Genomic DNA, 23,416 nt, shown 5'->3' on the forward strand with positions numbered 1-23,416 from the left:
TCTTTTGCCGTCTGCTTTAGCAGACGGCAAAAGAGAACCTGCGGCACAAGGCGCAGCCCTGTCTGTTTGTTCACCAGTAAATCAGCATTTATCTTTATTCTATAATCTTTACTACTAACGCCGTTTTGTCCTCGTTCCAACCTTCCAGTATGACCTGCCGGGTTTCGTTGACCAACGAGTGGTCGTACGGGATCTCTACCTTGATATAATTCTCCGTGAAACCGTGCATCATGCCCCCTTTGCGTGTTTGTTCAAACAAGACATTCGCCTTTTGGCCGATATGGGCCTCATAGAAAGCATGGAGCTTGCGGTCGGATATGTCCAGTAATTGCTGGCTACGGGCATGCTTGGTTTTCGGATCGACTACATGGTCGATTTTGAGAGCCTGCGTGCCCGGCCGTTCCGAATAGCTGAAAACATGCAGTTGGCTGATGTCCAAGCTTTCGATAAAGGCGCGGGCGTCCTCGAAATAGGCATCCGTTTCGCCCCGCGTCCCTACAATCACATCGACGCCGATAAAGGCGTGCGGCATGATCTCTTTGATCTTTTCGATCTTATGCCGGAACAGGGCCGTGTCGTAACGGCGGCGCATCAGTTTCAGCACGTCGTCGCTTCCGCTCTGCAACGGGATATGGAAATGGGGAGCGAAACGTTTGCTACGCGCCACGAAATCGATCGCCTCGTCCGTGATCAGGTTCGGTTCGATCGAGGAGATGCGGTAGCGCGCGATCCCTTCCACCTCGTCGAGCGCACGGATCAGGTCGATAAACGTCTCGCCGGTGCTCTTCCCGAAGTCGCCGATGTTGACACCTGTCAGCACGATCTCTTTTCCCCCACCCGCGGCAACCTCTTCGGCCTGCTTCACCATGCTGGCGATCGTCCCGTTGCGGCTACGTCCGCGGGCGAACGGGATGGTGCAATAGGAACAGAAATAATCGCATCCGTCCTGCACTTTCAGGAAATGGCGCGTACGGTCGTCTGCCGAGCAGGAAGGGGAGAAGGTACGGATATCTTTTGTTTGGGAAGCGATTACGGCGCCTCCCTCTTCTTTCTTCTTCAAGTCGTCTAAATACATGAGTATGTCCAGCTTCTGCTCGGCGCCTAAAACGAGGTCGACTCCTTCGATATGGGAAACCTCTTCCGGCTTCAACTGGGCGTAGCAACCGGTCACGACGATGAACGACCCCGGATGCTGTTTGCCGATCCGGCGGATTGCCTGGCGGCATTTCTTGTCGGCAAGCTCTGTCACAGAGCAGGTGTTGACAACGCAAATATCAGCCTTTTCACCCGGACGCGCTTTCCGTACGCCTTGTTCGGCAAGGACTTTCCCTATGGTCGAAGTTTCGGCGAAGTTCAGCTTGCATCCTAAGGTATAGTATGCGGCTATCTTATTCTCAAAAACAGTCTTATCAATCATTGTCTTTTAATTATCGCGCAAATTTAGCGAAAATGTTTGGACATAGTATATTCTTATCGTTTATTGTGGAACCGGTAGCCTATCCCTAACATCAAGTTGTTGGGATCTTTGAATTTGCTCAACTGGTATCCCACGTGCAGGAACAGGTTGCGGGTGACGGATGTCTTCAGCGCCAGGATTTGGTACATCCCTTGTGTATCGGTGCATTTGTGGTAAACGTTGTAGCCTATGCCTACGTTGATCGTGAAGATCGGCATGACCAGTTCGCCCCGTGCGGATAACCCGATAGCCAGTTGTTCCTTGAATGGCGGACGGTAAAACCGGTGTTCGGCTTGGTAGGTATAATCGGCCTCGTGTTCCTTGAGGTTCGCACTTTCGTCAAATTGCACGTCGAGCGACGCCCCGGCACGGAAATATTTGTGGAAGTTATACATGGGATTGAAATTAAATCCTGCTACGCCGAACGAACCGGGGGCCAAGTAGGCTTCATCGGGCTTGATAACCCCTTTCCGTTTCGAGGCGCCGTATAAGACGATATCATAGCTGATGTGCGGTTGGATGTGCTGGGTGGTCGGCCTGCCGGACATCACCGCCCCGGCATTTTCTCCGAAGGTGTGCACCAATCCTATCCTGCCCCCGGCGGTATTGACGCCTGCATTGGGATACTGGGTGTTCCCGTTGGAGAAATGGCTCAGGTCGATGCCCGCCGTCAGCCGCCATCCTGTTGCCAGTTGCCAGTTCAGCAGGAATCCCAAATTGATATAAGCATTGATCTTCGAACCCACGACATAATTGTAGGCATTGGTTTCCGGATGGTACTTTTCCCATCCGAAGGAAGCGCCGAAGTTCCATTCGTAATCCAGCGACAGGCGGGGGGAAAGCCGGGCTATGCGCGAACCTTGGAATGCATATACCGAAACCGGAGTCCCGATCTCGGCCTTGTCAAAGAAAGAATGGTATGAAACGCCGATCCCTTGGTACGTGTGTGGGTATAATTTCCCATTACGCGATTCCGGATGAAACCGGAAAGAGTATTTCAGGTGTGCCGACACAGATTTGCGCAAAGGCTGCCATGCCGCGTTCTCGCCCGCAAAGAACTCATTGGTGGGGATGAGATAGACGGGGCGGAAGTCGATGCCGATCTCGTGAGTGAGCGGATGACGGGACAGGGAGTCGGTCGTTCCTGTCCCCTGTGCACATATACGGGTGCATCCCGGTAAACACATTCCTATTATTATAAAAACTTTCAAATTCATGTTGTTGCTTGCTTAATGTTCTGCCAGATGATGACCGGATTCTCGTCCTTCTCTTGTACTTCATAGCCTATCAGGTAACGACCGTCTTCGGAGGTAAAACGGGGGACGAACGTGTTGCCTTCTTTAAAATCGAAATCATGTCCGGGATAAGGCAACTCGACGCTTTCCATTTTCTCCTTGAACAGGCTGTTACGCGGGTCTTGCAACCGGTAGCGTCCGCCTTCTTGTTTATGAGAATACTGGCAACCGGCCAATACTCCGCATAGTAGCAGTATCCATCTGTTCATATATCATATTATTAGGCAGCCGAAAGATAGGGAAAATTTTGCTTATTCAAGGTTTTCTTGATACATTGCCACTCTGTTTCCTAAAAATCAGCTTGATGCGAACCCTCCTATGGGAATAAACTTGAGTGGATGCTTACAGGGGCTTAGTGTAGTAACGTTTAAAACAAAATATTATGAAAGCAAAAAATATCATCTTACTGACGGCCCTCCTTGTAATGGGAAGCCAATCTATAAGTCCCCAGACAAAAGGAGGTGGCTTGCCGGTGTTTGATTTTACAAAAGACTATCCTCAAAAAAAGATGCTCCTTCAGGATATAACGGATATCGAATATATCCCGTTGGAAACAAGCGACGATATTTTGCTGGGCGACCAATCTGTACTTTCTGCCGTTACCGACAAATATATTCTCTTACACGAGTATATACGGGGTGATATATTTGTTTTCGATCGCACGACCGGGAAACTTTATTCTCATTTCAATCATAAAGGGCAGGGAGGCATGGAATATAATTGGATTAATGCAGGTACGATTTTGGATGAAAGGAAGGAGGAAATTTATGTGTGTTCCCAGTCTGTTCAAGTTTATTCGTTGAAGGGAGAATACAAACGGACATTAAAAATACGCACCTATGGCAAAGAAATGAGCATTTTTGATTTTGACGATGAGTCTTTGCTTATTTATGAAGGTGTAATTATAGAGCCGGGGCGTGAAGATAAAACTAAAAAAGAGCCTTACCACTTGGTCTCAAAAAATGATGGTAGCTTGATTTCAGCATTGGATCTTTATTTCCCAAAAAGATATTCCAACAAAATCGCTCAACATTTAGATGGCAATATGTGGAGATCTTATGTACTGTCTTATCCCAAGAATGTGCATGATGGTTCAGATCTGATCATTGCAGATATTTCATCCGATACGATATACCGGTTATCTCCAGGGAAGGGATTGATCCCCTTGCTTACCCGCAAGCCATCGGTTCATGCTTCTGAACCCCGGAATATATGGATGCCTCTTGTGATAACAGATAAATTTATGCAGATAGGTAAGTTTCTTCTGGATTTTAATGCGAGAGGAGGAAAGATACCGGTATTTATGTATGACTTTAAGACCGGTGAAATAAGCCGGATATCTATTTTGGATGCCGAGTTTGCAGTGAAGCCATACGGATTAGGGGAATGGGATATTAGTACATTCCCTGCTATCGCTAAGAACATGACAGCCGAGTTGGTACAAGCCCCTGTTATGATAGAGGCTTATCAGAAGAAACGGTTGAAGGGAAATGGCAATAAGGTGGCTAAGGGGCTTATAGAAGATGATAATCCGGTTGTCAGGATTATTAAATTCAAATAACCAGTGCGGATAGACGGATCCGTTATGTTCAGGAGGATATCCCCCTGGCTGTAAGGGTTAAACTCTGGCTATCTGTTGTGTATTTGTCGGATAGTCTGTATTTTTGCGTAAATTATAATACAGTGTGCAGTATGATACAAGAGAATTTTATCAAGATATACGAGGAAAGTTTCAAGAAGAACTGGGAACTGCCTGCCTTGACGGATTACAGTAAAGGAACGACTTTTTCTTTCGCTGACGTAGCCACGGAGATTGCCCGCATCCATATCTTGTTTGAAGAATGCCAGATACGGCGGGGAGATAAGATTGCTCTGATCGGAAAAGACAGTGCCCGCTGGTGCATCGTTTATATGGCCGCTGTTACATACGGGGCGATTATCGTGCCTATCTTGCAAGACTTTAGTCCGAATGATGTGCATCATATAATCAACCATTCAGAATCTGTTTTCCTTTTTGTCAGCGACCGTATCTGGGACTCGCTGGAAGAGGAAATGATCGGGGATGTGCGAGGCGTGTTCTCGTTGTCCGATTTCCGTTGCCTGCACCAGCGTGATGGCGAGAGCATCCAGAAACTCCTGAAAGGGATGGACGGGAAGATGCAGGAGAAATATCCGAACGGTTTCGGCAGGGACGATATCAAATATGCAGAACTGGATAACGACAAGGTGGTGGAGATCAACTATACTTCCGGTACGACCGGCTTCAGTAAAGGGGTGATGCTGACCGGAAACAATCTGGCGGGGAATGTGATGTACGGCATCGAACTTGGCGTATTGTACAGAGGGGAACGCGAACTCTGTTTCCTGCCGCTGGCGCATGCCTATAGCTGTGCATTCAATTTCCTGGTTCCGATGGCCGTTGGTGCGCATGTTTACCTGTTGGGCAAAGTCCCTTCTCCCAAAATCCTGCTGAAAGCCTTTGAAGAGGTGAAGCCTAATCTGATCCTGACGGTTCCGTTGATCCTGGAGAAGATTTACAAGAAGATGATCTTGCCGCAACTCAGCAAGACAACTATGAAGGTGGCGCTGAATATCCCGTTGCTGGATTCCCGTATATATGCACAGATACGGAAGAAACTGGTCGACTCGTTCGGAGGACGTTTCCGTGAAGTGATCGTGGGAGGGGCTGCCATGAATGAAGAGGTGACGAATTTCCTTTATAAGATCAAATTCCCGTTCACGATCGGTTATGGTATGACGGAGTGCGGGCCGCTGATCAGCTATGACCATAATGACGAATATGTGCCCGGATCATGCGGCCAGGTATTGAAGGGTATCATGAAAGTGCGCATCGACTCGGACGATCCATATAATAAGGTAGGGGAAATTCAGGTGAGCGGTGAAAATGTGATGAAAGGTTACTATAAGAACGAAGAGGCGACTGCCAATGTCTTTACCGAAGACGGTTGGTTGCGTACGGGGGACCTGGGAACGATCGACGCCGATAACCGCATCTATATCCGTGGCCGCAGCAAGACTATGATCCTGGGGGCGAGCGGACAGAATATTTATCCGGAAGAGATTGAATCGAAGCTGAACAATCTGCCGTTCGTAATGGAAAGCATCATAATCGAGAAGAGCGGTAAGCTGGTGGGGCTTGTTTATCCGGATTATGATACGGTGGACGGCACAGGGGTTTCGCACGAAGATCTTCCGATCATCATGGAGCAGAACCGGATCGAACTTAACAAACTTTTAGCACCTTACGAGGCTGTTTCCGCCTTGCAATTGTATCCGACGGAATTTGAAAAGACGCCTAAGAAGAGTATTAAGCGTTACTTGTATAGCAACTATTAATCAATTTATTCGGTCTGTAAATCAGATTGTTGTCGCCTGTGTAGAAAATATTTTGAAAAAAAGTGCACTATGTTGTACAACATGTTTGATTAATACATACATTTGCATCGTTTTAAGACAAGAAGATATTATAGACCGTTTAAATTAAAAAACAAAATGAAAAAGTTAGTTGCATTTGCTGCCGTTATCGCAGCTGTATCATTCGCATCTTGTGGCAACAAATCAGCAGAAAACACTGAAGTTGCAGAAACTGAAACAGAAGCTACAGTAGAAGAAGTTGTTGCTCCTGTTGAAGAAGCTACAACAGAAGAAGCAACAGTTGCTGAAGGCGATTCAACATCTGTTGAAGCTCCGGCTGCTGAAACTGAAGCTGCTCCTGCTGAATAACCATTCGGCAATCAGTGATGAGGACAGTCTGTATGCGTGTAACATACAGACTTTTTTTGTTTTTAAACCTATGTAATATATGTATATGAAACGAACGCTATTACTTCTTTCTGCTATTGCCTGTCTGGGCCTGCCTGCTTTTTCACAGACACCCGTAGATAAAACCGTCTTGTTGCAGAGTGTTGAAATCCAGGGAAAACGTTTTGGCGGCCTGACCGGTGGGGATGTGAAACGCCTGCAGGTGGACAGCAACCTGAGTGGTTTGGCCGGGACGACGGCCGACGTATTCCGCCAGTTGCCGTCCGTTGTTACGGATATCGAGGGAGGGATCACTTTCCGTGGTTCCGGCAATCCCGGCTTGCTGATCAACGGAGTGCCTTACGGGCTGATGGAAGAGTATAGCGGGGATATGCTGATCCAGCTTCCGGCGTTGTTCTTCGACCGGGTTTCGATGACGGCGACCCCTTCTATCGAACTGGTTCCGGATGGGGATGCGGGAATCTTGAACTTGTCGTCCGCGGCTTATACGGCTACTGATTCGCCGTTGATCCTGACGTTGGGAGCCGGATTCCAGGAACGTTATAATGCCGGTGCGATCCTGAATTTGCATCCGGGTAAGTTTCATATTGTCGGAAAGTATAATTATCGTCGTGAATTTCGTAAACGTACGTTCAGCAAGTCGACGACGAATAAGGCCGGGACGACCGTCATGAACAATAATGCGTCCGCCCGCCCCGATGTGCATCTGGCTGATCTGAGTGTCGGATACGACCTGACGGCGAATGACCTGATCACGGTCTACGGCCTGTACAGCCTGATGGACTATAGCCGCTACGGGAAGATCCATAACAATAAGTTGGTGGATGGAAACCTGCAACCGGTGATGTTCCGCCATCGTTATAATGACCAGCGCCAGGAAGCGTATGCTGCCGAAGCACGCTGGAACCATACCTTCGACAATCCCCAGGATCGCCTGGACGTCGTGTTCAACTACAATAATTTCGGGTACGACGAAGGCAACGAATACAAGAACGAGAAGCCGGAAACAGGCAAGATCATCGCCGAGGACAACTATTATGTCCGTCAGGATAAGAACAATTATTACCTGTCCGCCATCTTCCGCAAACTCTTTGCTGACGACCTGCGTTTGCGGGTCGGCTATATCGGGCGCTTCAAGAACGAGAGTTATCATGCCAATGGCAGTAAGTTGTCAGGCGAAACATGGGCTTTTGACTGGCAGAAGGAGAACGAATATTATTTCAACCGCCGCACGAATCTGCTTGTAGCCGCTTTGGAAAAGAAGTGGAATGCTCTCTATGCCGAAGCGGGCGTACAGGGCGAACTGAACTGGCAAAAGATAGACACGCGCTACCAGACCGACGATGTGCAGGAAAAGTTCCCGATGGTCAAGAGCACTTCCCGCTTTCACCTCTTTCCCCGTCTTAAGTTGGGCTATCAAACGGAACGGGCGGGAGAGTTCACGTTGAGTTATGCCGAACGCGTGATCCGTCCCTACGGCAGCTACCTGAATGTCTTTACCGACCGTAGCGACGCGACGCATATATGGAAGGGAAATCCCGACTTGAAGGACGAGTTTGTCCATTCCGTCGAGTTGGCCTACTCATACGCCACTCCCTCTTTCCGTCTCTCTCCAAGCCTTTATTACCGGAATAAAAAGGATCGTATCATGGACGTTGTGAAAGATTCCGGTACGGACGGCACGATCTGGACGAAAGAGAACATCGGCCATTCGCAAACGGTCGGTTTTGAACTGTCTGCAACCTGGCAGCCGGTCCGTATCCTGACGCTCGGTTTGTCAGGCGATATTTACCGGGACGAGATCGACGGGCGTACGATCGGTTATGATGAAAAGAAGTCGATGGTCTGCGGCGATATCAAAGGCTCTGTCAACATCAGCATCACCCCGGCGACGGAGTTGCAGCTCGATGGCTTTTACATCTCCGACCAGCTTACCCCACAAGGAAAGATCAAGCACCGTTCCAGCGTCAATGCCGGTATCTCCCAATATTTCATGAACCGCAAGTTGCGTGCCAACCTGAGCATCAACAACATCTTCAATGGTCTCGAAGAGACAACGATCGTCGATACAAAAGACCTGCAAATGACCCAGATCCGCAATCGCGACGCACAGGTGACGTGGCTGACGTTGACGTATAACCTGTAAGGCTGATTTTATCAGTCCTCCTGTTTATCCCGTTCTTTCTTCGGGATGAACAGGATTAATCGTATGGACTGGTCATAGGTGAAATAGCTCCATACCCATTCGATCAGGACCATGATCTTGTTCTTGACGCCGAGGATGGAACGGAGGTGCACGCCCATCCAGACCAGCCAGGCGATGAAGCCGTGCAGTTTCACTTTATGGAGGTCAGCTACCGCTTTGTTGCGGCCGACAGTTGCCAGGGTTCCGAGATTCTTGTAATGGAAAGGCTTCAGCGGTTCACCGCTTTCGAGACGTTTCAGGTTGTCGGCAAGCAGGAGGCCCTGTTGGATGGCAACCTGGGCGACCTGTGGATGGCCGTTCGGATAGTCGGTTTCCGTTTGCAGGCAGACATCGCCGATGGCGAAAACATTTCCCGAACCATGCAGTTGGTTGTATTCGTTGACTAAGATACGTCCGCCCCGGCCTAATTCCTTATTGTCGATCTGCTCGAAGCGGGTAGCGGTTACGCCGCTTACCCAGACGACTGTTTTTGTTTCGATGGAGTTGCCGTCGTCCAGTATGGCTTTGCCGTCTTTGTAATCGACCACCTTTTTTTGCAGCATGACTTTGACGCCCATCCCTTCGAGGAACCGCTTTGCATTGTCCGACGCCTCTTCCGACATGGCGGCAAGCAGGTGGGGCGAACCTTCCACCAGGTAAATATTCATCTCCGACTGTTTCAGGTCTGGATAATCTTTAGGCAGGACGAAATGTTTCATCTCCGCCAGTACGCCCGATATTTCGACACCGGTAGCACCTCCGCCAACGATGACGACATTCATCAATGCCTGCTTTTCTTTTGGATCGGTGCAGATCGTCGCTTTCTCGAAATTGGAGAGAAGCGTGTTACGCAGGATAAGGGCTTCTTCGATGGTTTTCATCGGCAATGCCCGGCTTTGGATCACTTCGTTGCCGAAGAAGTTCGTGACTGTGCCGGAAGCTATTATCAGGTAATCATATTTCAGTTCTCCGATCGAGGTCAGTATCAGGTTCTTTTCCCGCACGACCGCTTTCACTTCGGCCAGCCGGAAATAGAAGTCTTTCCGCTTCTGGAATATCTTACGGAAAGGGAAGGAGATGGAACTCGATTCGAGTCCGGAAGAGGCTACCTGATAGAGTAATGGCGGGAACTGGTGATAGTTGTTCTTGTCAATCAATACGATTTGGAAATTACTACCCTTAAGTCTGTTGGCAAGCTTTAATCCCCCGAAGCCCCCGCCAATGATAACGACTCTTTTCTTATCTGTGTCTGCGATATTGAATCCCATGATGTCTTATGTGTTTATTGTTTCTTATAAAACAATCTATTCGGCAATAAGTTGTTTCCGGATTAAGGATTAGCCGGAGGTGGCGACCTCGAATGTTTGGAGCGGTATTGCTCTGTGAAGTATATGAAAGAGTAGATAATATTATATGGATATAATAGGAGAGAACTGTCGTTCCCTGCCGAGGAAACTGTCGTTCCCTGCCGAGGAAACTGTCGTTCCCTGCCGAGGAAACTGTCGTTCCCTGCCGAGGAAACTGTCGTTCCCTGCCGAGGAAACTGTCGTTCCCTGCCGAGGAAACTGTCGTTTCTTGCCGAGGAAACTGTCGTTTCTTGCCGAGGAAACTGTCGTTTCTTGCCGAGGAAACTGATTTTGAATGCTCTCTTTGTCTACTATCGTTCCTTAGTTTATAGACGAAAAGTATGATAGAAATAGAGCTGATAGTGGTAGTAACAGGCCTATGGTGATAGATAAAAAACATCTACCACCACTATGGAATCGCTTTATTAATAAGCGTTGTAGTAGATAGTGGTAGATGTTGTAGCTAATTTGTAAAAACAGTTTATGTATTTACCGATGCAGGGATTAGATAGATCCCATTAGTATCTTCTTCAACACCGTCTGTGCCGAGATCTCGCGGTTGGCAGCTTCGGGGATCACGATGCTTTGCGGGCTTTCGATCACGTCGTCCGTTACGATCATGTTGCGGCGGACGGGCAGGCAGTGCATGAAGTAGGCGTTGTTGGTGAGCGCCATCTTTTCGCTATCGACTGTCCAGTTGCGATCCATGTTGAGCACCTGGCCGTAGTTCGGGTCGGCATAGGCAGCCCAGTTCTTGGCGTAGATGAAGTCCGCGCCTTCGAATGCTTTCTTCTGGTCGTATTCCACACGGGCGTTACCGACGAAACGCGGGTCCAGTTCGTAGCCTTCGGGGTGGGTGATCACGAACTCATAGTCTGTTGCATTCATCCATTCGGCAAAACTGTTCGGAACCGCCTGCGGGAGCGCTTTCGGATGCGGAGCCCAGGTCATGACCACCTTCGGGCGGGCTGTCTTTTTGTATTCCTCGATGGTGATCAGGTCGGCGAAACTTTGCAACGGGTGGCGGGTAGCCGCCTCCATGCTGAATACCGGACGACCGGAGTATTGGATGAACTGGTTCAATATCTTTTCGTTGTAATCGTCTTCCTTGCTTTCGAAACGGGCAAAGGAACGTACGCCGATCACGTCGCAGTAGCATCCCATGACCGGAACCGCTTCCAAGAGATGTTCAGGTTTGTCGCCATCCATGATCACGCCGCGTTCGGTTTCCAGTTTCCAGGCGCCCTGGTTCACGTCGAGCACCATCGTGTTCATGCCTAAATTCATGGCGGCCTTCTGTGTCGAGAGGCGGGTGCGGAGGCTGGAGTTGAAGAATATCATCAATAACGTCTTGTTCTTGCCCAGCTCGGTAAACTGGTAACGGTCTTTCTTAATCTCGAAAGCCTCGGCGAGCGCCTGCTTGAGGTCGCCCAAGTCCTGTACACAAGTGAAGTTTCTCATATCATGTCTCATTTTAAATTGTTCTGCCTGCAAAGGTAAACAATGATTTCAGATTTATGCAATACCGTTATAGCTGTATTATCAGTGTCAGACGATAATACTAACACTGTATCAGGAACTACTTTCGTATTTGTCCGTCTCCTTCGATGATGTACTTGTAGGTCGTCAGTTCCGGCAAAGCCATCGGGCCGCGGGCATGTAGCTTCTGTGTGCTGATGCCGATTTCCGCTCCGAAACCGAACTGCGCCCCGTCGGTGAAAGCCGTAGATACATTGGCGTAGACGCAGGCGGCATCGACCATTTGCTGGAAACGGCGGATGGCTTCCGGCGATTCGCTGACGATGCTTTCGCTGTGTTTCGAGCTGTAGCGGGCGATATGTTGCAGGGCTTCATCCAGGGAGGAGACCGTGCGGATCGCCATCTTGTAATCGAGGAACTCAGTCCCGAAACTGTCTGACGTAGCTGGCTGAAGCAAAGCGGCGGGATAGTGGCCCGATAGGGCGGCAAAGGCGGGTTCGTCGGCATAGATAACGACGTTGCTGCCGGACAGCTTGCCGCACAAATAAGGCAGGTCGCCTAACCGGTCACGATGGACGATCAGGCAGTCCAAGGCATTGCAGACGCTGACGCGACGTGTCTTGGCATTGTTGATGATCTCGCGTCCTTTCTCTTTGTCCCCGTCCTTGTCGAAATAGGTGTGGCAGATGCCGGCTCCCGTCTCGATGACCGGCACGCGGGCATGATCGCGGACAAAGTTGATCAACGAACTGCTGCCCCGCGGAATGATTAGGTCCACCAGGCCGACGGCGTTCAACAGTTCGGTCGTCGCTTCCCGGTCGGGCGGCAGGAGCGTACAGACAGCCGGGTCGATACCCTGTCCGGCCAGTACGTCGTGGATAATCGCCACTAAGGCGCGGTTGGAACTGTCGGCATCCGAACCGCCTTTCAGCACGCAGGCATTCCCACTCTTGAAGCAGAGGGAGAAGACGTCGAAGGTGACGTTCGGGCGTGCTTCGTATATGACGCCGATCACGCCGAAGGGAACGGTCACTTTCCGGATCACCATGCCGTTGGGACGTGTTGTTTCACTTAACAGTTTCCCAAGCGGGGAAGGCAACGAAGCGACGTTCTTCATGTCTCCGGCAATACCAGCGAGACGTTCTTCCGTCAGTTTCAGGCGGTCGTATTTCGGATTTGCCGGGTCCATGCGCCGGAGGTCTTCGGCATTGGCCGCTAAGACTTCCGCTTGGCGCGAGAGCAAAGCCGAAGCCGTGTCTGTGAGGATGCGGTTGATGGCGGCATCGTCCAGCGTGACGAGCTGGCGCGAAGCGGCGAGGGTTTGTTGCAATAATTCGTTAATCATGGTCGTATGATCGTTGTTACTTTTCGTATTCCTGAATATACTTGGGATGGACGGCATCTTTCCCTAACACGAGGCAAAGCCCGATGATGAAGCTCACGCCCCAGTTGATAAGCTGGCCGCTGCCTAACGGATGGCCGAACAGGAGGAAGCCGTTGACAAGGCCGCTTGCCAGGAACAGCAGGAGGCTTGCCCAGCAGAACGCGTAGTTCGAGACAAGCCTGCGTATCGTCAGGCTGACGGCTGAGATGACAAGCAAGAGGCATACCGCAATCAGGCTGTAGGCTGCTATTTTCAACTCGGCAGGCGAAGCTGTGACGGGCAGTCCCAAGTTCACTTTATCCCCTTGTGTCAGGAGGGTGACGCCTCCCATGCCTCTAAGCAGTCCTACTACAATCATCAGGACTGATGCGAATGATAACCAATACTTTTTCATACTCTCTTCTATTTATTAATCCAGATACAAATAATCGTAATGTATCAACGGCTTCTTATCCCGGCTGCCGATCAGCTCCCGTGCTTCCGTACTGTCGTAACCTGCACATCCGACTCCTAACTGGAGGCCTTCCTCGTTGATGATCTTGACGATATCGTCTTTCTCGAAGTCGCCTATGATCCGGATCACGCCGACCAACAGGATGCTGGTTGCCTTAGGGCCTAATAATGCCTCTTCGGCTCCCCGGTTGATGTGTATCTCGCCTTTGGCAAAGCCTTCGGAGTGGGCGATCCACTTCTTCACGCTACTGACAGGTTTGCCGGAAGGGATGAAGCGTGTGCAGACGGCCCGGCTGTCTTTGGCGAGCAGGTCGACCAGGATGTTGTCCTTCTTGCCGTTGGCAATGATCACCGTGATGCCTTCGTCCGCCACCTTTTGCGCAATGGTGCATTTGGTCAGCATGCCGCCTCGGCCGAATGAGGACTTGCTGGTCTGTACATATTCCGACAGGTCTTCCTTGCCTCCGTCTATTTCGCGGATGACGGTGGAGGACGGGTCGGACGGGTTACCGTTATATATTCCGTCGATGTTGCTCAGGATGATCAAAGCATCCATTCCCATCATGGTGGCGATAAGTCCGGATAGCTCGTCGTTGTCCGTGAACATCAATTCTGTAACCGATATCGTGTCGTTTTCGTTCACGATGGGAATCACTTTATTTTCGAGCATCACCTCCATGCAGTGCTTCTGGTTGAGGTAATGCGTGCGGCTGCCGAAGTTCTCCTTTGTTGTGAGCACCTGGCCGCAGGTCATGCCATGTTCACGAAAGAGTTCGTAATAACGGTTGATCAGCTTGGCCTGTCCGACTGCGGAATACAGTTGGCGGGCGGAGACGGAGTCCAGCTTTTTGCCGGCCTTGATCTCACTGCGTCCCGAAGCGACCGCACCGGAAGAGATAAGGACGACCTCCACGCCTTTGCGGTGCAGTTCGGCCACCTGATCTACCAAGGCGGACATCCGGGTAATATCCAACGTGCCATCCTTGCGGGTGAGCACGTTGCTACCTATTTTAACGGCGATACGTTTCATTTTTTATCTTTGTCACGGATTTCGACTCGACGTATCTTGCCGCTGATCGTCTTGGGCAATTCGTCTACGAACTCGACGACACGCGGGTATTTGTACGGAGCCGTCACCTTTTTGACATGGTCCTGCAATTCCTTGACCAGAGCGTCTCCGGCTTTATCCTTGTAGTCCTTCGCCAATACAATGGTCGCTTTTACCACTTGTCCGCGGATTTCGTCGGGAACACCTGTGATTGCACATTCGACAACCGCCGGGTGTGTCATCAGGGCGCTTTCCACCTCGAACGGGCCGATGCGGTAGCCGGAACTCTTGATCACATCGTCGGCACGGCCTACGAACCAGAGGTAGCCGTCTTCATCACGCCAGGCGACATCGCCCGTGTAATACAGGCCGTCGTGCCAGGCTTCGCGTGTACGTTCGGCATCCCGGTAATACTCTTTGAAGAGGCCGATCGGCTTGCCGTTTGTCGTGTGGATCACGATCTGCCCCTGTTCCCCGTCTTCCGCACGTGAACCGTCCGGGCGCAACAGGTCTACATCGTATTGCGGATTGGGGACACCCATCGAACCGGGTTTCGGTTCCATCCACGGGAAAGTAGCGACCGTCAAAGTCGTTTCCGTCTGCCCGAAACCTTCCATCAGCTTGATGCCGGTCAGTTTGTAGAACGTGTCGAATACGGCAGGGTTCAAGGCTTCACCGGCAATGGTACAGTATTGGAGGGAAGACAGGTCGTATTTCGTCAGGTCTTCGCGTATCAGGAAACGGAAGATCGTAGGAGGTGCGCACAAAGATGTGATGCGGTAATCCTGTATCATCTGCAACATGTCGGCTGGCGTGAATTTCTCGTGGTCGTACACGAATACGGTCGCTCCCGCAATCCACTGCCCGTAGAGTTTTCCCCATACGGCTTTTCCCCAGCCGGTATCGGCAATAGTCAGGTGGAGGCTGTCCTTATGCAGGTTATGCCAGAAACTTCCTGTCACGATATGGCCCAGCGGGTAGGTGAAATCATGCGCTACCATCTTCGGGTTGCCGGTCGTTCCGGAAGTAAAATACATCAGTGAAATGTCGTCGTTGCTGTTCGGATGTTCCGGACGTACGAACGGAGCGGCGCTTTCAATGCCTTTGTGGAAATCCTCGAATCCTTCGGGTATTTCGGGACCTACCGAAACAACGCTCTTGATAGATGGTGAATCGGGCAATGAGTCGATGATATGTTTGGTGATCACTTCCTCGCCTGCACAGACAATCATCTTGATATCGGCGGCATTTGCCCGGTAGACGATATCTTTCTTTGTCAGCAGGTGAGTAGCCGGGATCACCACCGCTCCCAATTTATGCAGCGCGATGATCGAGAACCAGAATTCATAACGGCGTTTTAATATCAACATGACCATATCGCCGTGGCCGATCCCCAACGACTGGAAATAAGTGGCCGTCTGGTCGGTATATTTCTTCAGGTCGGCAAAGGTGAAGTCGATATGTTCCCCCTGGTCGTTTGTCCAGCACAATGCTTTTTTGCCGGGTTCTTCTTCCGCCCATGCGTCTACTACGTCATATCCGAAGTTGAAGTTCTCCGGGACTTTTATCTTGAAATTCTTTATAAAATCTTCCTGCGACTCAAAGGTCGTTTTGTCTATGAATCTTTCTAACATGATAATTAAATTGACAATTTATAGGATGATAGCCAGAAAACTGACCTTTTCTCCGTCGAGCGCCTTCATTCCATGAGGCAGTTCGGAGTTGAAATAGATACTGTCGCCTTCTTCCAGTATCAGTTCTTTATTGTTGATCTGTAACAGCATGCGGCCTTTCAGTACCATATTATACTCTTGTCCGGGATGCGAGTTCAGATAAATCGGTGTCCCGTCAGGAGTCGGGTGGACGGTAACCATGAACGGGTCTGCTTTCCGACCGGCAAAACCGGCGGCAAGCGACTGGTATTTATAGGCCTTGGTCCGTTCCACGGCAATACCTTTACCCCTACGGGTAATGAAATAACTGCTCATCTTTGGCTCGTCGCCGAACATCAGCGTCGTCAGCTCTACGCCGTAAGCCTGCGAAATCTGATGCAGTACACTTACTGAAATATCTACAGTACCGCTTTCCAGCTTCATATACTGTTCGGGAGTCAGGTTACAAACCCCGGCCATTTCTTCAGGTGTGATTTCCAATGCATCCCGAAGTCCGGCCAAACGCTCCGCAATTTGTTTTATCTGTTCGTTCATCTCCGTTGATTATTATATTTATGATGCTCCAAATATAGGAATAAAAAGCAAAATGTCTACGAAAAAACGTCTATAATGTAATTTAGTTATTTTTTGGAAACTTCTAAAACTATACCTACTTTTGTAGACATCTAATAACCTGAGACAAAATATAGTATATGCACACTCTTTTACCCTTAGATTTTATGCAAATGGGCTTTTTTTTGTATTCCCGTTCTCTTCCTCAATATGAGAATATAATTGTAGAACAGCGACAAACAATCTGGATGCTTGGTTCTTGCCTGATTATATTGTTAATAGTTTTTTTGGTTATGGTAGTCGTTATAGGAATTTTTATCTGCCGTTTCAGGAACCGGAAATCAACCAACAATCCTCCGTTACTTTCTGTCTCTGCGGAGAAAAGAGAGCATCTGGATTCAATTTACACTCTTATTTACCAGTATGTCGTGACCGAAAAACACTATTTGGATAAGGATATCGACATATCCGAGGTGGCTCGTCATTGTAATATCGGAAAAGACCTCGTTAATAAAGCTTTGGTGTCTAAAAAGAACATGACTCTTCTCGACTTTGTCAACAGCTATCGTATCGAATATGCCGGAAATCTTTTGCTTGACCCTGCCAATAAGACAGTTGAAGTCGTCGCAGGTGAAGCCGGATTCAACACTACCCGTACCTTTCTACGGCAGTTTAAATCGAAATATAATATTTCAACAAGCGAGTATCGTAAATTGAATTGGAATAAGTAGTTGCTTGAAACAACATCTCAATATATGTGAGGCTACATTATTGTAAATGTGGGCAGGATTGGTTATGCCTGAAATCTTGGACTGCGGGAGCTGTTCTGGAAGCGGATATTACATTTGAGACATAGTATTGGGCGGAAATTTGTTTCCTGACCAGTAGCGAATAGGATATATTGGGACGAATAGGCACGGTTCGTATTGTTGACAGAATGTTGACAGAGCAGATTCTTTAGATGACAAATACTTTTTGTCGTGTGACATCTTTGTGTTGTCATCTTTTAAACCTTATTTTACTTGCCTTTGATTGAAGAATTACATTCTTTTGTAAAAATCTATTATCAATGATTCGTGAAATACTGGACACTCTCAAAAACAAATTGGAAGAATATCTGACTGCTTATTTTAACTCGCCTGAAGGCTATGTGCAGATCGGAGGTATTCCTGTCGGAAGTGATAATGCTCCTAATAAATTGTCACTGTCGGTCGTGAATCTGGAACGTGAGACTGCTATGGGGATCGGTTCCGCTTACCGTATGGACAAGTCACAAGAGTTTGTGGAGCGCTTACCCGCTTGGTATTTGAATATGGATGTTTTGTTTGCTTCGGTATTTGATGAGAAGAGATATGCAGAAGGGTTAGATGTTTTGTCAAAAGTAATTTACTTTTTGCAGCAGTATTCCGTTCTGGATTTGCCGGATGGAACACATTATACGATCGAGATGGTGACTCTGGATATGCAAGAACTGACGAATCTATGGAGTATGTCCGGCGGGCGGTATTATCCGTCGGTGTTATGTCGGGTTCGTATGTTAGCATTTGAAAGCGATGTTATACAATCGACAGCCCGTAGTGTGAAAGTACCAGGTGTAGAAATAAATTCATAAAAAAGTGGAATGAGTATGTTTAAGGAAATAGCAAAGATCACGCTCAGACATCATTATTATCGTAATGGTTATTGTAAAGACGTTCGTTTGTATCAGGATAATCAAACTGTTCAACTGATGAGGCGGAGAGGGTGTCTGCTGCGGCAGAGGAGTCCATCTGAATATGTAATATTGGCTGAAGAAGGGACTTCTTTTAATCCGGATGATCAATTCTGGTTTTTCCTTGAAGTTTGCGATCCCGCTTTTCTTTATAATACTTTGAAAGAAGATTGGAATGCTGATTTGTTCGAGCATAAACAATTGAAAATGAAGTTGAAACCGAAAGAAAACGGGATGCTGGAATCAGTGGATCTTATTTTTTCCGTGGCGGAGTATTATTGGAAGTTTATTATGATCCCGCGGAATCCGGATCAACAATTTGGCCTTTTACTATTGGAAGATGCTTTGGGAAGTGTTCGTTTTGAAAAAGTGGATGCAGATCAATTTATGGGTAGGTTAGACTATTGCTGTATTTCGACGGATAAGGTTCCCATGCAGGAGAATTATGAGATAAGGTTGTGCCTGAAAGAAAGTTTGACTTATGGCACGAGAGTGTTGCAAAAATACATACAAGCTCCTGTGCCGGGGAGGTTTCCTGTAGACCGACCGGATACGATAGAACAAATAATATACATATAATAAATATAAAATACACATGGGAAACATGAAAACTCCAGGCGTTTATATCGTTGAGAAAAATGCCTTTCCGAACTCAGTGGTCGAAGTGGCTACGGCTGTTCCTGCTTTTATCGGCTATACCGAAAAGGCTGCCAATGGGAGCCAGGATCTTTTGAATAAACCGTTTCGTATAACCTCTATGAGTGAATTTGAAAAATACTTTGGGGGAGCCAAGCGCTTGAAGTTTACTTGTACGACTTCAACAGATAGCGGTGTGAATTTGTATTTTAAAGGTGTGGATAAATCAGGAAAGGAAGAGATCACCGGATACAAAGTCGGACTTGCTACCGGTGAAGTGAATTTTTCTTTGTATTACCATATGCTTCTGTATTTTGCAAATGGAGGCGGTCCTTGTTATATCGTTTCGGTCGGCTTATATGCAAATAACACAGAGATAGATGCTGTAACTTTGCAGAAGGGCATTCAATATCTGGAGGCGGAGAGGGAACCGACCATGCTTGTTATCCCCGAAGCTTCCGGTACGTCTTCCTATCAGGATATTTATACGGCGATGCTGGTTCATTGCGGTGCGGTAATGAAGAATCGGATTGCTTTGTTTGATGTACCGGGTACGGCTGAAGAGTTCAGAGAAGGAATCGGTTCAGAATATTTGTCTTACGGAGCGGCTTATTATCCATTCTTAAATACGACTCTTCTGTCTGAAAAAGATGTCACTTATCTGAACCTGAAAGATGAAGACGGCGGAATCCTGAGCACGATTATAGAATCGTTAAAGGTAAGTAAACCTTCCGTTAATGCTTCCGATACGGATCAATTGTCTTTCCACAATCTGCTGTATAATAATAGCCCTTTGTATAAGGCTGTTATGACGGAAATACGGAGACAAATCAATCAGCTATCTCCTGTGGCAGCCATAGCAGGGATTTATTGTCGTGTGGATGATAGCCGGGGAGTCTGGAAAGCGCCGGCCAATGTTTCGGTGAACAATGTTGTTTCTGTTTCCGAGATGATAACAAATGAAATGCAGGAAGATCTGAACGTGCCGTTAAATGGTAAGAGTATCAATGCTATTCGTTATTTTACGGGTGACGGCATAAAGGTTTGGGGTGCTCGTACATTGGATGGCAATTCACTCGATTGGCGTTATATCAATGTCCGTCGAACGATGATTTTCCTTGAAGAATCCATACGGAATGCTGCTCTGGCCTATGTTTTCGAACCAAATGTAGCTTCAACGTGGCTGAATATGAAAAGCATGATCGAAAATTTCCTGATGGGTGTCTGGAAACGAGGCGGACTTGCTGGGGCTTCACCCGAAGATGCTTATAGTGTGCATGTGGGTTTGGGGGATACTATGACACCGGAAGATATTCTTGAAGGAATCCTGAAGATAACCGTTTTAGTGGCTGTCAGTCATCCGGCGGAATTTATTGAAATAACGTTCCAGCAACAAATGCAAAAATCATAAAAGAATATAGATATGGCAGCAATGAAAACTCCGGGCGTATATATAGTGGAAAAAAATGCTTTTCCTAATTCGGTAGTCGCCGTACCGACAGCTGTTCCAGCCTTTATCGGACATACCCGATTTGCTATGGATGGAACAAAAGATTTGAAGAAAAAGCCTTTCCGCATTACTTCGATGCTTGAATATGAAACGTATTTCGGTGGAGCTCCTGATTCTAAATATACATTAGTGTTACCGGAAAATAAGAAGAGCGCACTTCAAAACGATAATGCAAAATTAGAAGACTTATTAGATAAGTCTGAGACTTTAAAGAAAGAAATTGCCGCGCTTGAAAATGACGAAACCAAAAAAGCAGAACTTTTAGAAAAGAAGACTGCATTGGCTACTAATGAAGCTTCAATAAAAGAACTGGAGCTTAGTATTTTAAAAGCAAAAATTGAAATTCTTAATTTGAGTACCCCTGTTTGGAGTGTTACTGCTCCGAATCCAAACTATACTTTATATTATAATATGATATTGTATTTTGCCAATGGTGGTGGTGCATGTTATATCGTTTCGGTTGGCAGTTATACGGATCAATTTGACGCAAAGAATTTTACAGACGGAATAAATGCCCTGAAGAATGAACAGGAACCGACAATGGTGGTTGTCCCGGAAGCAGTGAATGGTCTTAACTCAATGTGGAAAGCAATCACGGAAGAGGCCTTGATGCATTGCGGGAAATTTATGAAAAACAGGATTACGATTCTGGATGTTTTTAATGGATATAAATCGGATAAGGATCCGAATGATGGAAAGGATGTTATTACCTATTTCCGTGAAAATGTTGGATCTGAATACCTTGATTTCGCAGCGGCTTATTATCCCTGGCTTGATACTTCGGTCGTGAGTGAAAGTTCTATTGATGCTTCATCTCTTACCAATCCGGATCAATTATTATATATACTCAAGTTGGAAATCGATTGGAGCAAAGATAGACTAATTGCGAATAAGATGCACTGTTTTCAGTTCTATTTGGGCTGTCAGCTAATAGATAAAGATACTTCTATTACAGATAAGGACGCTGCCAAAGCTCCTCTTCAGTTGAAGATTGCGAAAGATGACAAATTGACGATGGAAAAGGCTCAGGAACTGGCAAAAACAGGAACAATTTCTGATGATCATATAAAAGCAGCCGCTAAGGAAACTCTGACTGTTTTGTCTCCGAAGGAACAAATAGATTTAGCGAATATGCTTCTTCCTAATAGTACTTGCGGAAAAGAAATTATGAAAGTCATTTGTCAACAGATCAATCGTTTGCCGGTTGCCGCTGCTATGGCTGGAATTTACGCCCGGACAGATGATGCCCGTGGTGTCTGGAAAGCTCCGGCAAACGTTTCTATAAGCAGGGCTGTTTCGCCGACCGTGAACTTAACAGACAGCATGCAGGAAAATCTGAATGTCGATGTGTTAGGAAGGTGTATCAATGCAATACGATATTTCAAAGGAGACGGGATAAAAGTATGGGGAGCACGGACATTGGATGGTAATTCCCTGGACTGGCGTTATATAAATGTCCGTCGTACGATGATCTTTCTTGAAGAATCTATTAAAAATGCTGCTAAGGCATATGTTTTCGAACCGAATGTGGCTTCTACCTGGTTAAATATGAAAAGTATGATCGAAAATTTCTTGATGGGAGTCTGGAAACAAGGCGGTTTGGCCGGTGCTTCACCCGAAGATGCTTACAGCGTGCATGTAGGACTGGGCGATACGATGACTCCAGAAGATATCCTTGAAGGAATCTTGCGGATCACGATCTTGGTAGCTATTAGTCGTCCGGCGGAATTTATAGAAATAACTTTCCAGCAGCAGATGCAGAAGTCGTAATGAATAGTGTAGATTATTAAACATTAAAAATATAGAATATCATGGCAGGAGAAAAACAAGACAATGTATGGCCGTTACCCGTTTTTTATTTTAAGGTGGAAATAGAAGATATTGGTGAGATGGCATTTAAAGAGGTTTCAGGGATGGATATGGAAGCCCAGGTGATCGAATACCGGCATGGCAACAGCCCGGTGTTTTCCAATATTAAGATGCCCGGATTAAAGAAGACCAGCAATGTAAGTTTGAAAAAAGGCGTTTTTAAATCGGATAACAAATTCTGGGACTGGTTTAATGAGATTAAACTCAATACGATTAAAAGACGTTCCGTTACGATCAGTTTGCTGGACGAATCGGGTGCTCCCACAATGGTCTGGAAGTTGATTAATGCGTGGCCGACCAAGATTACAGGTGTCAGTCTGAAATCGGACGGGAATGAAGCCGCTATTGAAACGCTTGATCTGGCTCATGAAGGGTTGACGATTGAAAACAACTAAAGCGTAGGTTTATGACTAAATTGACAACTAATCCATACCCTGTAGCCTTTTATTTTGCTGTGGAGTTTAAAAAAGGATCTTTTAGTATAGAACTTCCTTTTCAAGAGGTTAGTGGTCTGACCGTTGAAATAGATACTGAAGAAATAAGGGAAGGAGGAGAAAATAGCTTTACTTATCATGTACCGACAAGGATTAAACATTCGAATTTGGTATTGAAGAGGGCATTGGCTCCGATTAAGGGGGATTACTTAGAAGGGTTGACAGGACGTGCAATGAACGGTGATCCGATAAGTGCACTGAATTTGTTTGAGATAACCGTTTCCCTGATGGATGCGAATAGTGATCCTCTGAGGTCTTGGCTGATTTCTAACGCTTATGCTGTAAAGTGGGAGGTAGAGCCGTTCGGTAGTAGTAAAAACGAACTTTCCTTTGAGAAGTTAGAGTTTGCGTATTCTAAACTACAGCGAAAATTGTAATGTATGGCAATTGTTATCAAAGAAATAATAGTGCGGACAACTGTTGAACGAGGTAAGACGAAGGAACCGGCTCTTTCTGCCGAATGGCGTGAATATATACGACAGACGGTAGAAGAGCAACTTCGTGCTGCCGGGAGGAAAAACAGGCAAAAAGGAGAAAGGTAA

General features: G+C 47.3%; 22 protein-coding genes. 12 read left to right on the forward strand and 10 right to left on the reverse strand.

The genetic code is table 11. The features are described from left to right. Positions 1 to 94: 94 nt before the first annotated feature. Genes mtaB through H8S65_RS06070 form a run of 3 tightly spaced genes read right to left on the reverse strand, consistent with a single transcriptional unit; the run spans position 95 to position 2,960 of the window. Positions 95 to 1,417: a tRNA (N(6)-L-threonylcarbamoyladenosine(37)-C(2))-methylthiotransferase MtaB gene (mtaB, locus tag H8S65_RS06060; protein WP_186929103.1), complete on the reverse strand. Its 1,323-nt coding sequence runs from the start codon at positions 1,415 to 1,417 to the stop codon at positions 95 to 97. Between the two features lie 53 nt (positions 1,418 to 1,470). Next, complete coding sequence (locus H8S65_RS06065; protein WP_186929104.1) at positions 1,471 to 2,673, reverse strand: acyloxyacyl hydrolase; 1,203 nt, start codon at positions 2,671 to 2,673, stop codon at positions 1,471 to 1,473. After that, complete coding sequence (locus H8S65_RS06070) at positions 2,670 to 2,960, reverse strand: hypothetical protein (RefSeq protein ID WP_255489048.1); 291 nt, start codon at positions 2,958 to 2,960, stop codon at positions 2,670 to 2,672. Before H8S65_RS06070 ends, H8S65_RS06065 begins: the two co-directional genes overlap by 4 nt. A gap of 173 nt (positions 2,961 to 3,133) precedes the next feature. Between H8S65_RS06070 and H8S65_RS06075 the strand changes: the two genes are divergently transcribed. From H8S65_RS06075 to H8S65_RS06090, 4 genes are all read left to right on the forward strand, one after another. Next, a complete protein-coding gene (locus H8S65_RS06075; RefSeq protein ID WP_186929105.1) occupies positions 3,134 to 4,312 on the forward strand; it encodes a DUF4934 domain-containing protein in 1,179 nt (392 codons plus the stop codon). A gap of 131 nt (positions 4,313 to 4,443) precedes the next feature. Further along, positions 4,444 to 6,108, forward strand: a complete 1,665-nt coding sequence (locus H8S65_RS06080) for an AMP-binding protein (RefSeq protein ID WP_186929106.1) — start codon at positions 4,444 to 4,446, stop codon at positions 6,106 to 6,108. A gap of 156 nt (positions 6,109 to 6,264) precedes the next feature. Beyond that, the gene (locus tag H8S65_RS06085) at positions 6,265 to 6,495 is read left to right on the forward strand and encodes a hypothetical protein (protein WP_186929107.1); all 231 of its coding nucleotides are present in this window, start codon (positions 6,265 to 6,267) and stop codon (positions 6,493 to 6,495) included. An 85-nt stretch (positions 6,496 to 6,580) separates the two neighbouring features. Continuing rightward, positions 6,581 to 8,680: an outer membrane beta-barrel family protein gene (locus H8S65_RS06090; RefSeq protein ID WP_186929108.1), complete on the forward strand. Its 2,100-nt coding sequence runs from the start codon at positions 6,581 to 6,583 to the stop codon at positions 8,678 to 8,680. A gap of 11 nt (positions 8,681 to 8,691) precedes the next feature. Here the strand turns inward: H8S65_RS06090 and H8S65_RS06095 are convergent, their stop codons facing one another. The 7 genes from H8S65_RS06095 to H8S65_RS06125 form a co-directional block, all read right to left on the reverse strand. Continuing rightward, the gene (locus tag H8S65_RS06095; protein WP_186929109.1) at positions 8,692 to 9,987 is read right to left on the reverse strand and encodes an NAD(P)/FAD-dependent oxidoreductase; all 1,296 of its coding nucleotides are present in this window, start codon (positions 9,985 to 9,987) and stop codon (positions 8,692 to 8,694) included. A gap of 582 nt (positions 9,988 to 10,569) precedes the next feature. Further along, positions 10,570 to 11,526 (reverse strand): Rossmann-fold NAD(P)-binding domain-containing protein, encoded by a 957-nt coding sequence (locus H8S65_RS06100; protein ID WP_186929110.1) that lies wholly within the window; start codon positions 11,524 to 11,526, stop codon positions 10,570 to 10,572. Positions 11,527 to 11,644: 118 nt separating this feature from the next. After that, a complete protein-coding gene (locus H8S65_RS06105) occupies positions 11,645 to 12,889 on the reverse strand; it encodes a glutamate-5-semialdehyde dehydrogenase (RefSeq protein WP_186929111.1) in 1,245 nt (414 codons plus the stop codon). 16 nt (positions 12,890 to 12,905) lie between these two features. Then, the gene (locus H8S65_RS06110; RefSeq protein WP_186929112.1) at positions 12,906 to 13,322 is read right to left on the reverse strand and encodes a hypothetical protein; all 417 of its coding nucleotides are present in this window, start codon (positions 13,320 to 13,322) and stop codon (positions 12,906 to 12,908) included. A 15-nt stretch (positions 13,323 to 13,337) separates the two neighbouring features. After that, positions 13,338 to 14,411: a glutamate 5-kinase gene (proB, locus tag H8S65_RS06115; RefSeq protein WP_186929113.1), complete on the reverse strand. Its 1,074-nt coding sequence runs from the start codon at positions 14,409 to 14,411 to the stop codon at positions 13,338 to 13,340. Further along, positions 14,408 to 16,063, reverse strand: a complete 1,656-nt coding sequence (locus H8S65_RS06120) for an AMP-binding protein (RefSeq protein ID WP_186929114.1) — start codon at positions 16,061 to 16,063, stop codon at positions 14,408 to 14,410. Before H8S65_RS06120 ends, proB begins: the two co-directional genes overlap by 4 nt. Before the next feature lie 18 nt (positions 16,064 to 16,081). Then, positions 16,082 to 16,636 (reverse strand): helix-turn-helix domain-containing protein, encoded by a 555-nt coding sequence (locus H8S65_RS06125; RefSeq protein ID WP_186929115.1) that lies wholly within the window; start codon positions 16,634 to 16,636, stop codon positions 16,082 to 16,084. A gap of 311 nt (positions 16,637 to 16,947) precedes the next feature. Between H8S65_RS06125 and H8S65_RS06130 the strand changes: the two genes are divergently transcribed. The 8 genes from H8S65_RS06130 to H8S65_RS06165 all read left to right on the forward strand — a co-directional run bounded on the left by H8S65_RS06130 (position 16,948) and on the right by H8S65_RS06165 (position 23,416). Next, positions 16,948 to 17,385, forward strand: a complete 438-nt coding sequence (locus tag H8S65_RS06130; RefSeq protein ID WP_186929116.1) for a helix-turn-helix domain-containing protein — start codon at positions 16,948 to 16,950, stop codon at positions 17,383 to 17,385. 338 nt (positions 17,386 to 17,723) lie between these two features. Next, positions 17,724 to 18,266 carry a Pvc16 family protein gene (locus H8S65_RS06135; RefSeq protein ID WP_186929117.1) on the forward strand — a complete coding sequence of 181 codons (543 nt, stop codon included), beginning with the start codon at positions 17,724 to 17,726 and terminating at the stop codon, positions 18,264 to 18,266. 15 nt (positions 18,267 to 18,281) lie between these two features. Continuing rightward, positions 18,282 to 18,944 carry a hypothetical protein gene (locus H8S65_RS06140; protein ID WP_186929118.1) on the forward strand — a complete coding sequence of 221 codons (663 nt, stop codon included), beginning with the start codon at positions 18,282 to 18,284 and terminating at the stop codon, positions 18,942 to 18,944. Positions 18,945 to 18,960: 16 nt separating this feature from the next. Further along, positions 18,961 to 20,412 (forward strand): phage tail sheath family protein, encoded by a 1,452-nt coding sequence (locus tag H8S65_RS06145; protein ID WP_186929119.1) that lies wholly within the window; start codon positions 18,961 to 18,963, stop codon positions 20,410 to 20,412. Positions 20,413 to 20,424: 12 nt separating this feature from the next. Next, positions 20,425 to 22,281, forward strand: coding sequence for a phage tail sheath family protein (locus tag H8S65_RS06150; RefSeq protein WP_186929120.1), 1,857 nt, complete (start codon positions 20,425 to 20,427; stop codon positions 22,279 to 22,281). 41 nt (positions 22,282 to 22,322) lie between these two features. Continuing rightward, positions 22,323 to 22,775 (forward strand): phage tail protein, encoded by a 453-nt coding sequence (locus H8S65_RS06155; protein WP_186929121.1) that lies wholly within the window; start codon positions 22,323 to 22,325, stop codon positions 22,773 to 22,775. Positions 22,776 to 22,786: 11 nt separating this feature from the next. Further along, positions 22,787 to 23,251 (forward strand): phage tail protein, encoded by a 465-nt coding sequence (locus H8S65_RS06160; protein WP_186929122.1) that lies wholly within the window; start codon positions 22,787 to 22,789, stop codon positions 23,249 to 23,251. A gap of 3 nt (positions 23,252 to 23,254) precedes the next feature. Further along, a complete protein-coding gene (locus H8S65_RS06165) occupies positions 23,255 to 23,416 on the forward strand; it encodes a hypothetical protein (RefSeq protein WP_186929123.1) in 162 nt (53 codons plus the stop codon).

It is taken from the genome of Parabacteroides hominis (assembly GCF_014287585.1).
Taxonomy (GTDB): Bacteria; Bacteroidota; Bacteroidia; order Bacteroidales; family Tannerellaceae; genus Parabacteroides; species Parabacteroides hominis.

What these genes read in the sequence shown, in the direction of transcription:
- mtaB (WP_186929103.1), bottom strand. Translation starts at nt 1,417, where the DNA reads ATGATTGATAAGACTGTTTTTGAGAATAAGATAGCCGCATACTATACC.
- H8S65_RS06065 (WP_186929104.1), bottom strand. Translation starts at nt 2,673, where the DNA reads ATGAATTTGAAAGTTTTTATAATAATAGGAATGTGTTTACCGGGATGC.
- H8S65_RS06070 (WP_255489048.1), bottom strand. Translation starts at nt 2,960, where the DNA reads ATGAACAGATGGATACTGCTACTATGCGGAGTATTGGCCGGTTGCCAG.
- H8S65_RS06075 (WP_186929105.1), top strand. Translation starts at nt 3,134, where the DNA reads ATGAAAGCAAAAAATATCATCTTACTGACGGCCCTCCTTGTAATGGGA.
- H8S65_RS06080 (WP_186929106.1), top strand. Translation starts at nt 4,444, where the DNA reads ATGATACAAGAGAATTTTATCAAGATATACGAGGAAAGTTTCAAGAAG.
- H8S65_RS06085 (WP_186929107.1), top strand. Translation starts at nt 6,265, where the DNA reads ATGAAAAAGTTAGTTGCATTTGCTGCCGTTATCGCAGCTGTATCATTC.
- H8S65_RS06090 (WP_186929108.1), top strand. Translation starts at nt 6,581, where the DNA reads ATGAAACGAACGCTATTACTTCTTTCTGCTATTGCCTGTCTGGGCCTG.
- H8S65_RS06095 (WP_186929109.1), bottom strand. Translation starts at nt 9,987, where the DNA reads ATGGGATTCAATATCGCAGACACAGATAAGAAAAGAGTCGTTATCATT.
- H8S65_RS06100 (WP_186929110.1), bottom strand. Translation starts at nt 11,526, where the DNA reads ATGAGAAACTTCACTTGTGTACAGGACTTGGGCGACCTCAAGCAGGCG.
- H8S65_RS06105 (WP_186929111.1), bottom strand. Translation starts at nt 12,889, where the DNA reads ATGATTAACGAATTATTGCAACAAACCCTCGCCGCTTCGCGCCAGCTC.
- H8S65_RS06110 (WP_186929112.1), bottom strand. Translation starts at nt 13,322, where the DNA reads ATGAAAAAGTATTGGTTATCATTCGCATCAGTCCTGATGATTGTAGTA.
- proB (WP_186929113.1), bottom strand. Translation starts at nt 14,411, where the DNA reads ATGAAACGTATCGCCGTTAAAATAGGTAGCAACGTGCTCACCCGCAAG.
- H8S65_RS06120 (WP_186929114.1), bottom strand. Translation starts at nt 16,063, where the DNA reads ATGTTAGAAAGATTCATAGACAAAACGACCTTTGAGTCGCAGGAAGAT.
- H8S65_RS06125 (WP_186929115.1), bottom strand. Translation starts at nt 16,636, where the DNA reads ATGAACGAACAGATAAAACAAATTGCGGAGCGTTTGGCCGGACTTCGG.
- H8S65_RS06130 (WP_186929116.1), top strand. Translation starts at nt 16,948, where the DNA reads ATGGTAGTCGTTATAGGAATTTTTATCTGCCGTTTCAGGAACCGGAAA.
- H8S65_RS06135 (WP_186929117.1), top strand. Translation starts at nt 17,724, where the DNA reads ATGATTCGTGAAATACTGGACACTCTCAAAAACAAATTGGAAGAATAT.
- H8S65_RS06140 (WP_186929118.1), top strand. Translation starts at nt 18,282, where the DNA reads ATGTTTAAGGAAATAGCAAAGATCACGCTCAGACATCATTATTATCGT.
- H8S65_RS06145 (WP_186929119.1), top strand. Translation starts at nt 18,961, where the DNA reads ATGGGAAACATGAAAACTCCAGGCGTTTATATCGTTGAGAAAAATGCC.
- H8S65_RS06150 (WP_186929120.1), top strand. Translation starts at nt 20,425, where the DNA reads ATGGCAGCAATGAAAACTCCGGGCGTATATATAGTGGAAAAAAATGCT.
- H8S65_RS06155 (WP_186929121.1), top strand. Translation starts at nt 22,323, where the DNA reads ATGGCAGGAGAAAAACAAGACAATGTATGGCCGTTACCCGTTTTTTAT.
- H8S65_RS06160 (WP_186929122.1), top strand. Translation starts at nt 22,787, where the DNA reads ATGACTAAATTGACAACTAATCCATACCCTGTAGCCTTTTATTTTGCT.
- H8S65_RS06165 (WP_186929123.1), top strand. Translation starts at nt 23,255, where the DNA reads ATGGCAATTGTTATCAAAGAAATAATAGTGCGGACAACTGTTGAACGA.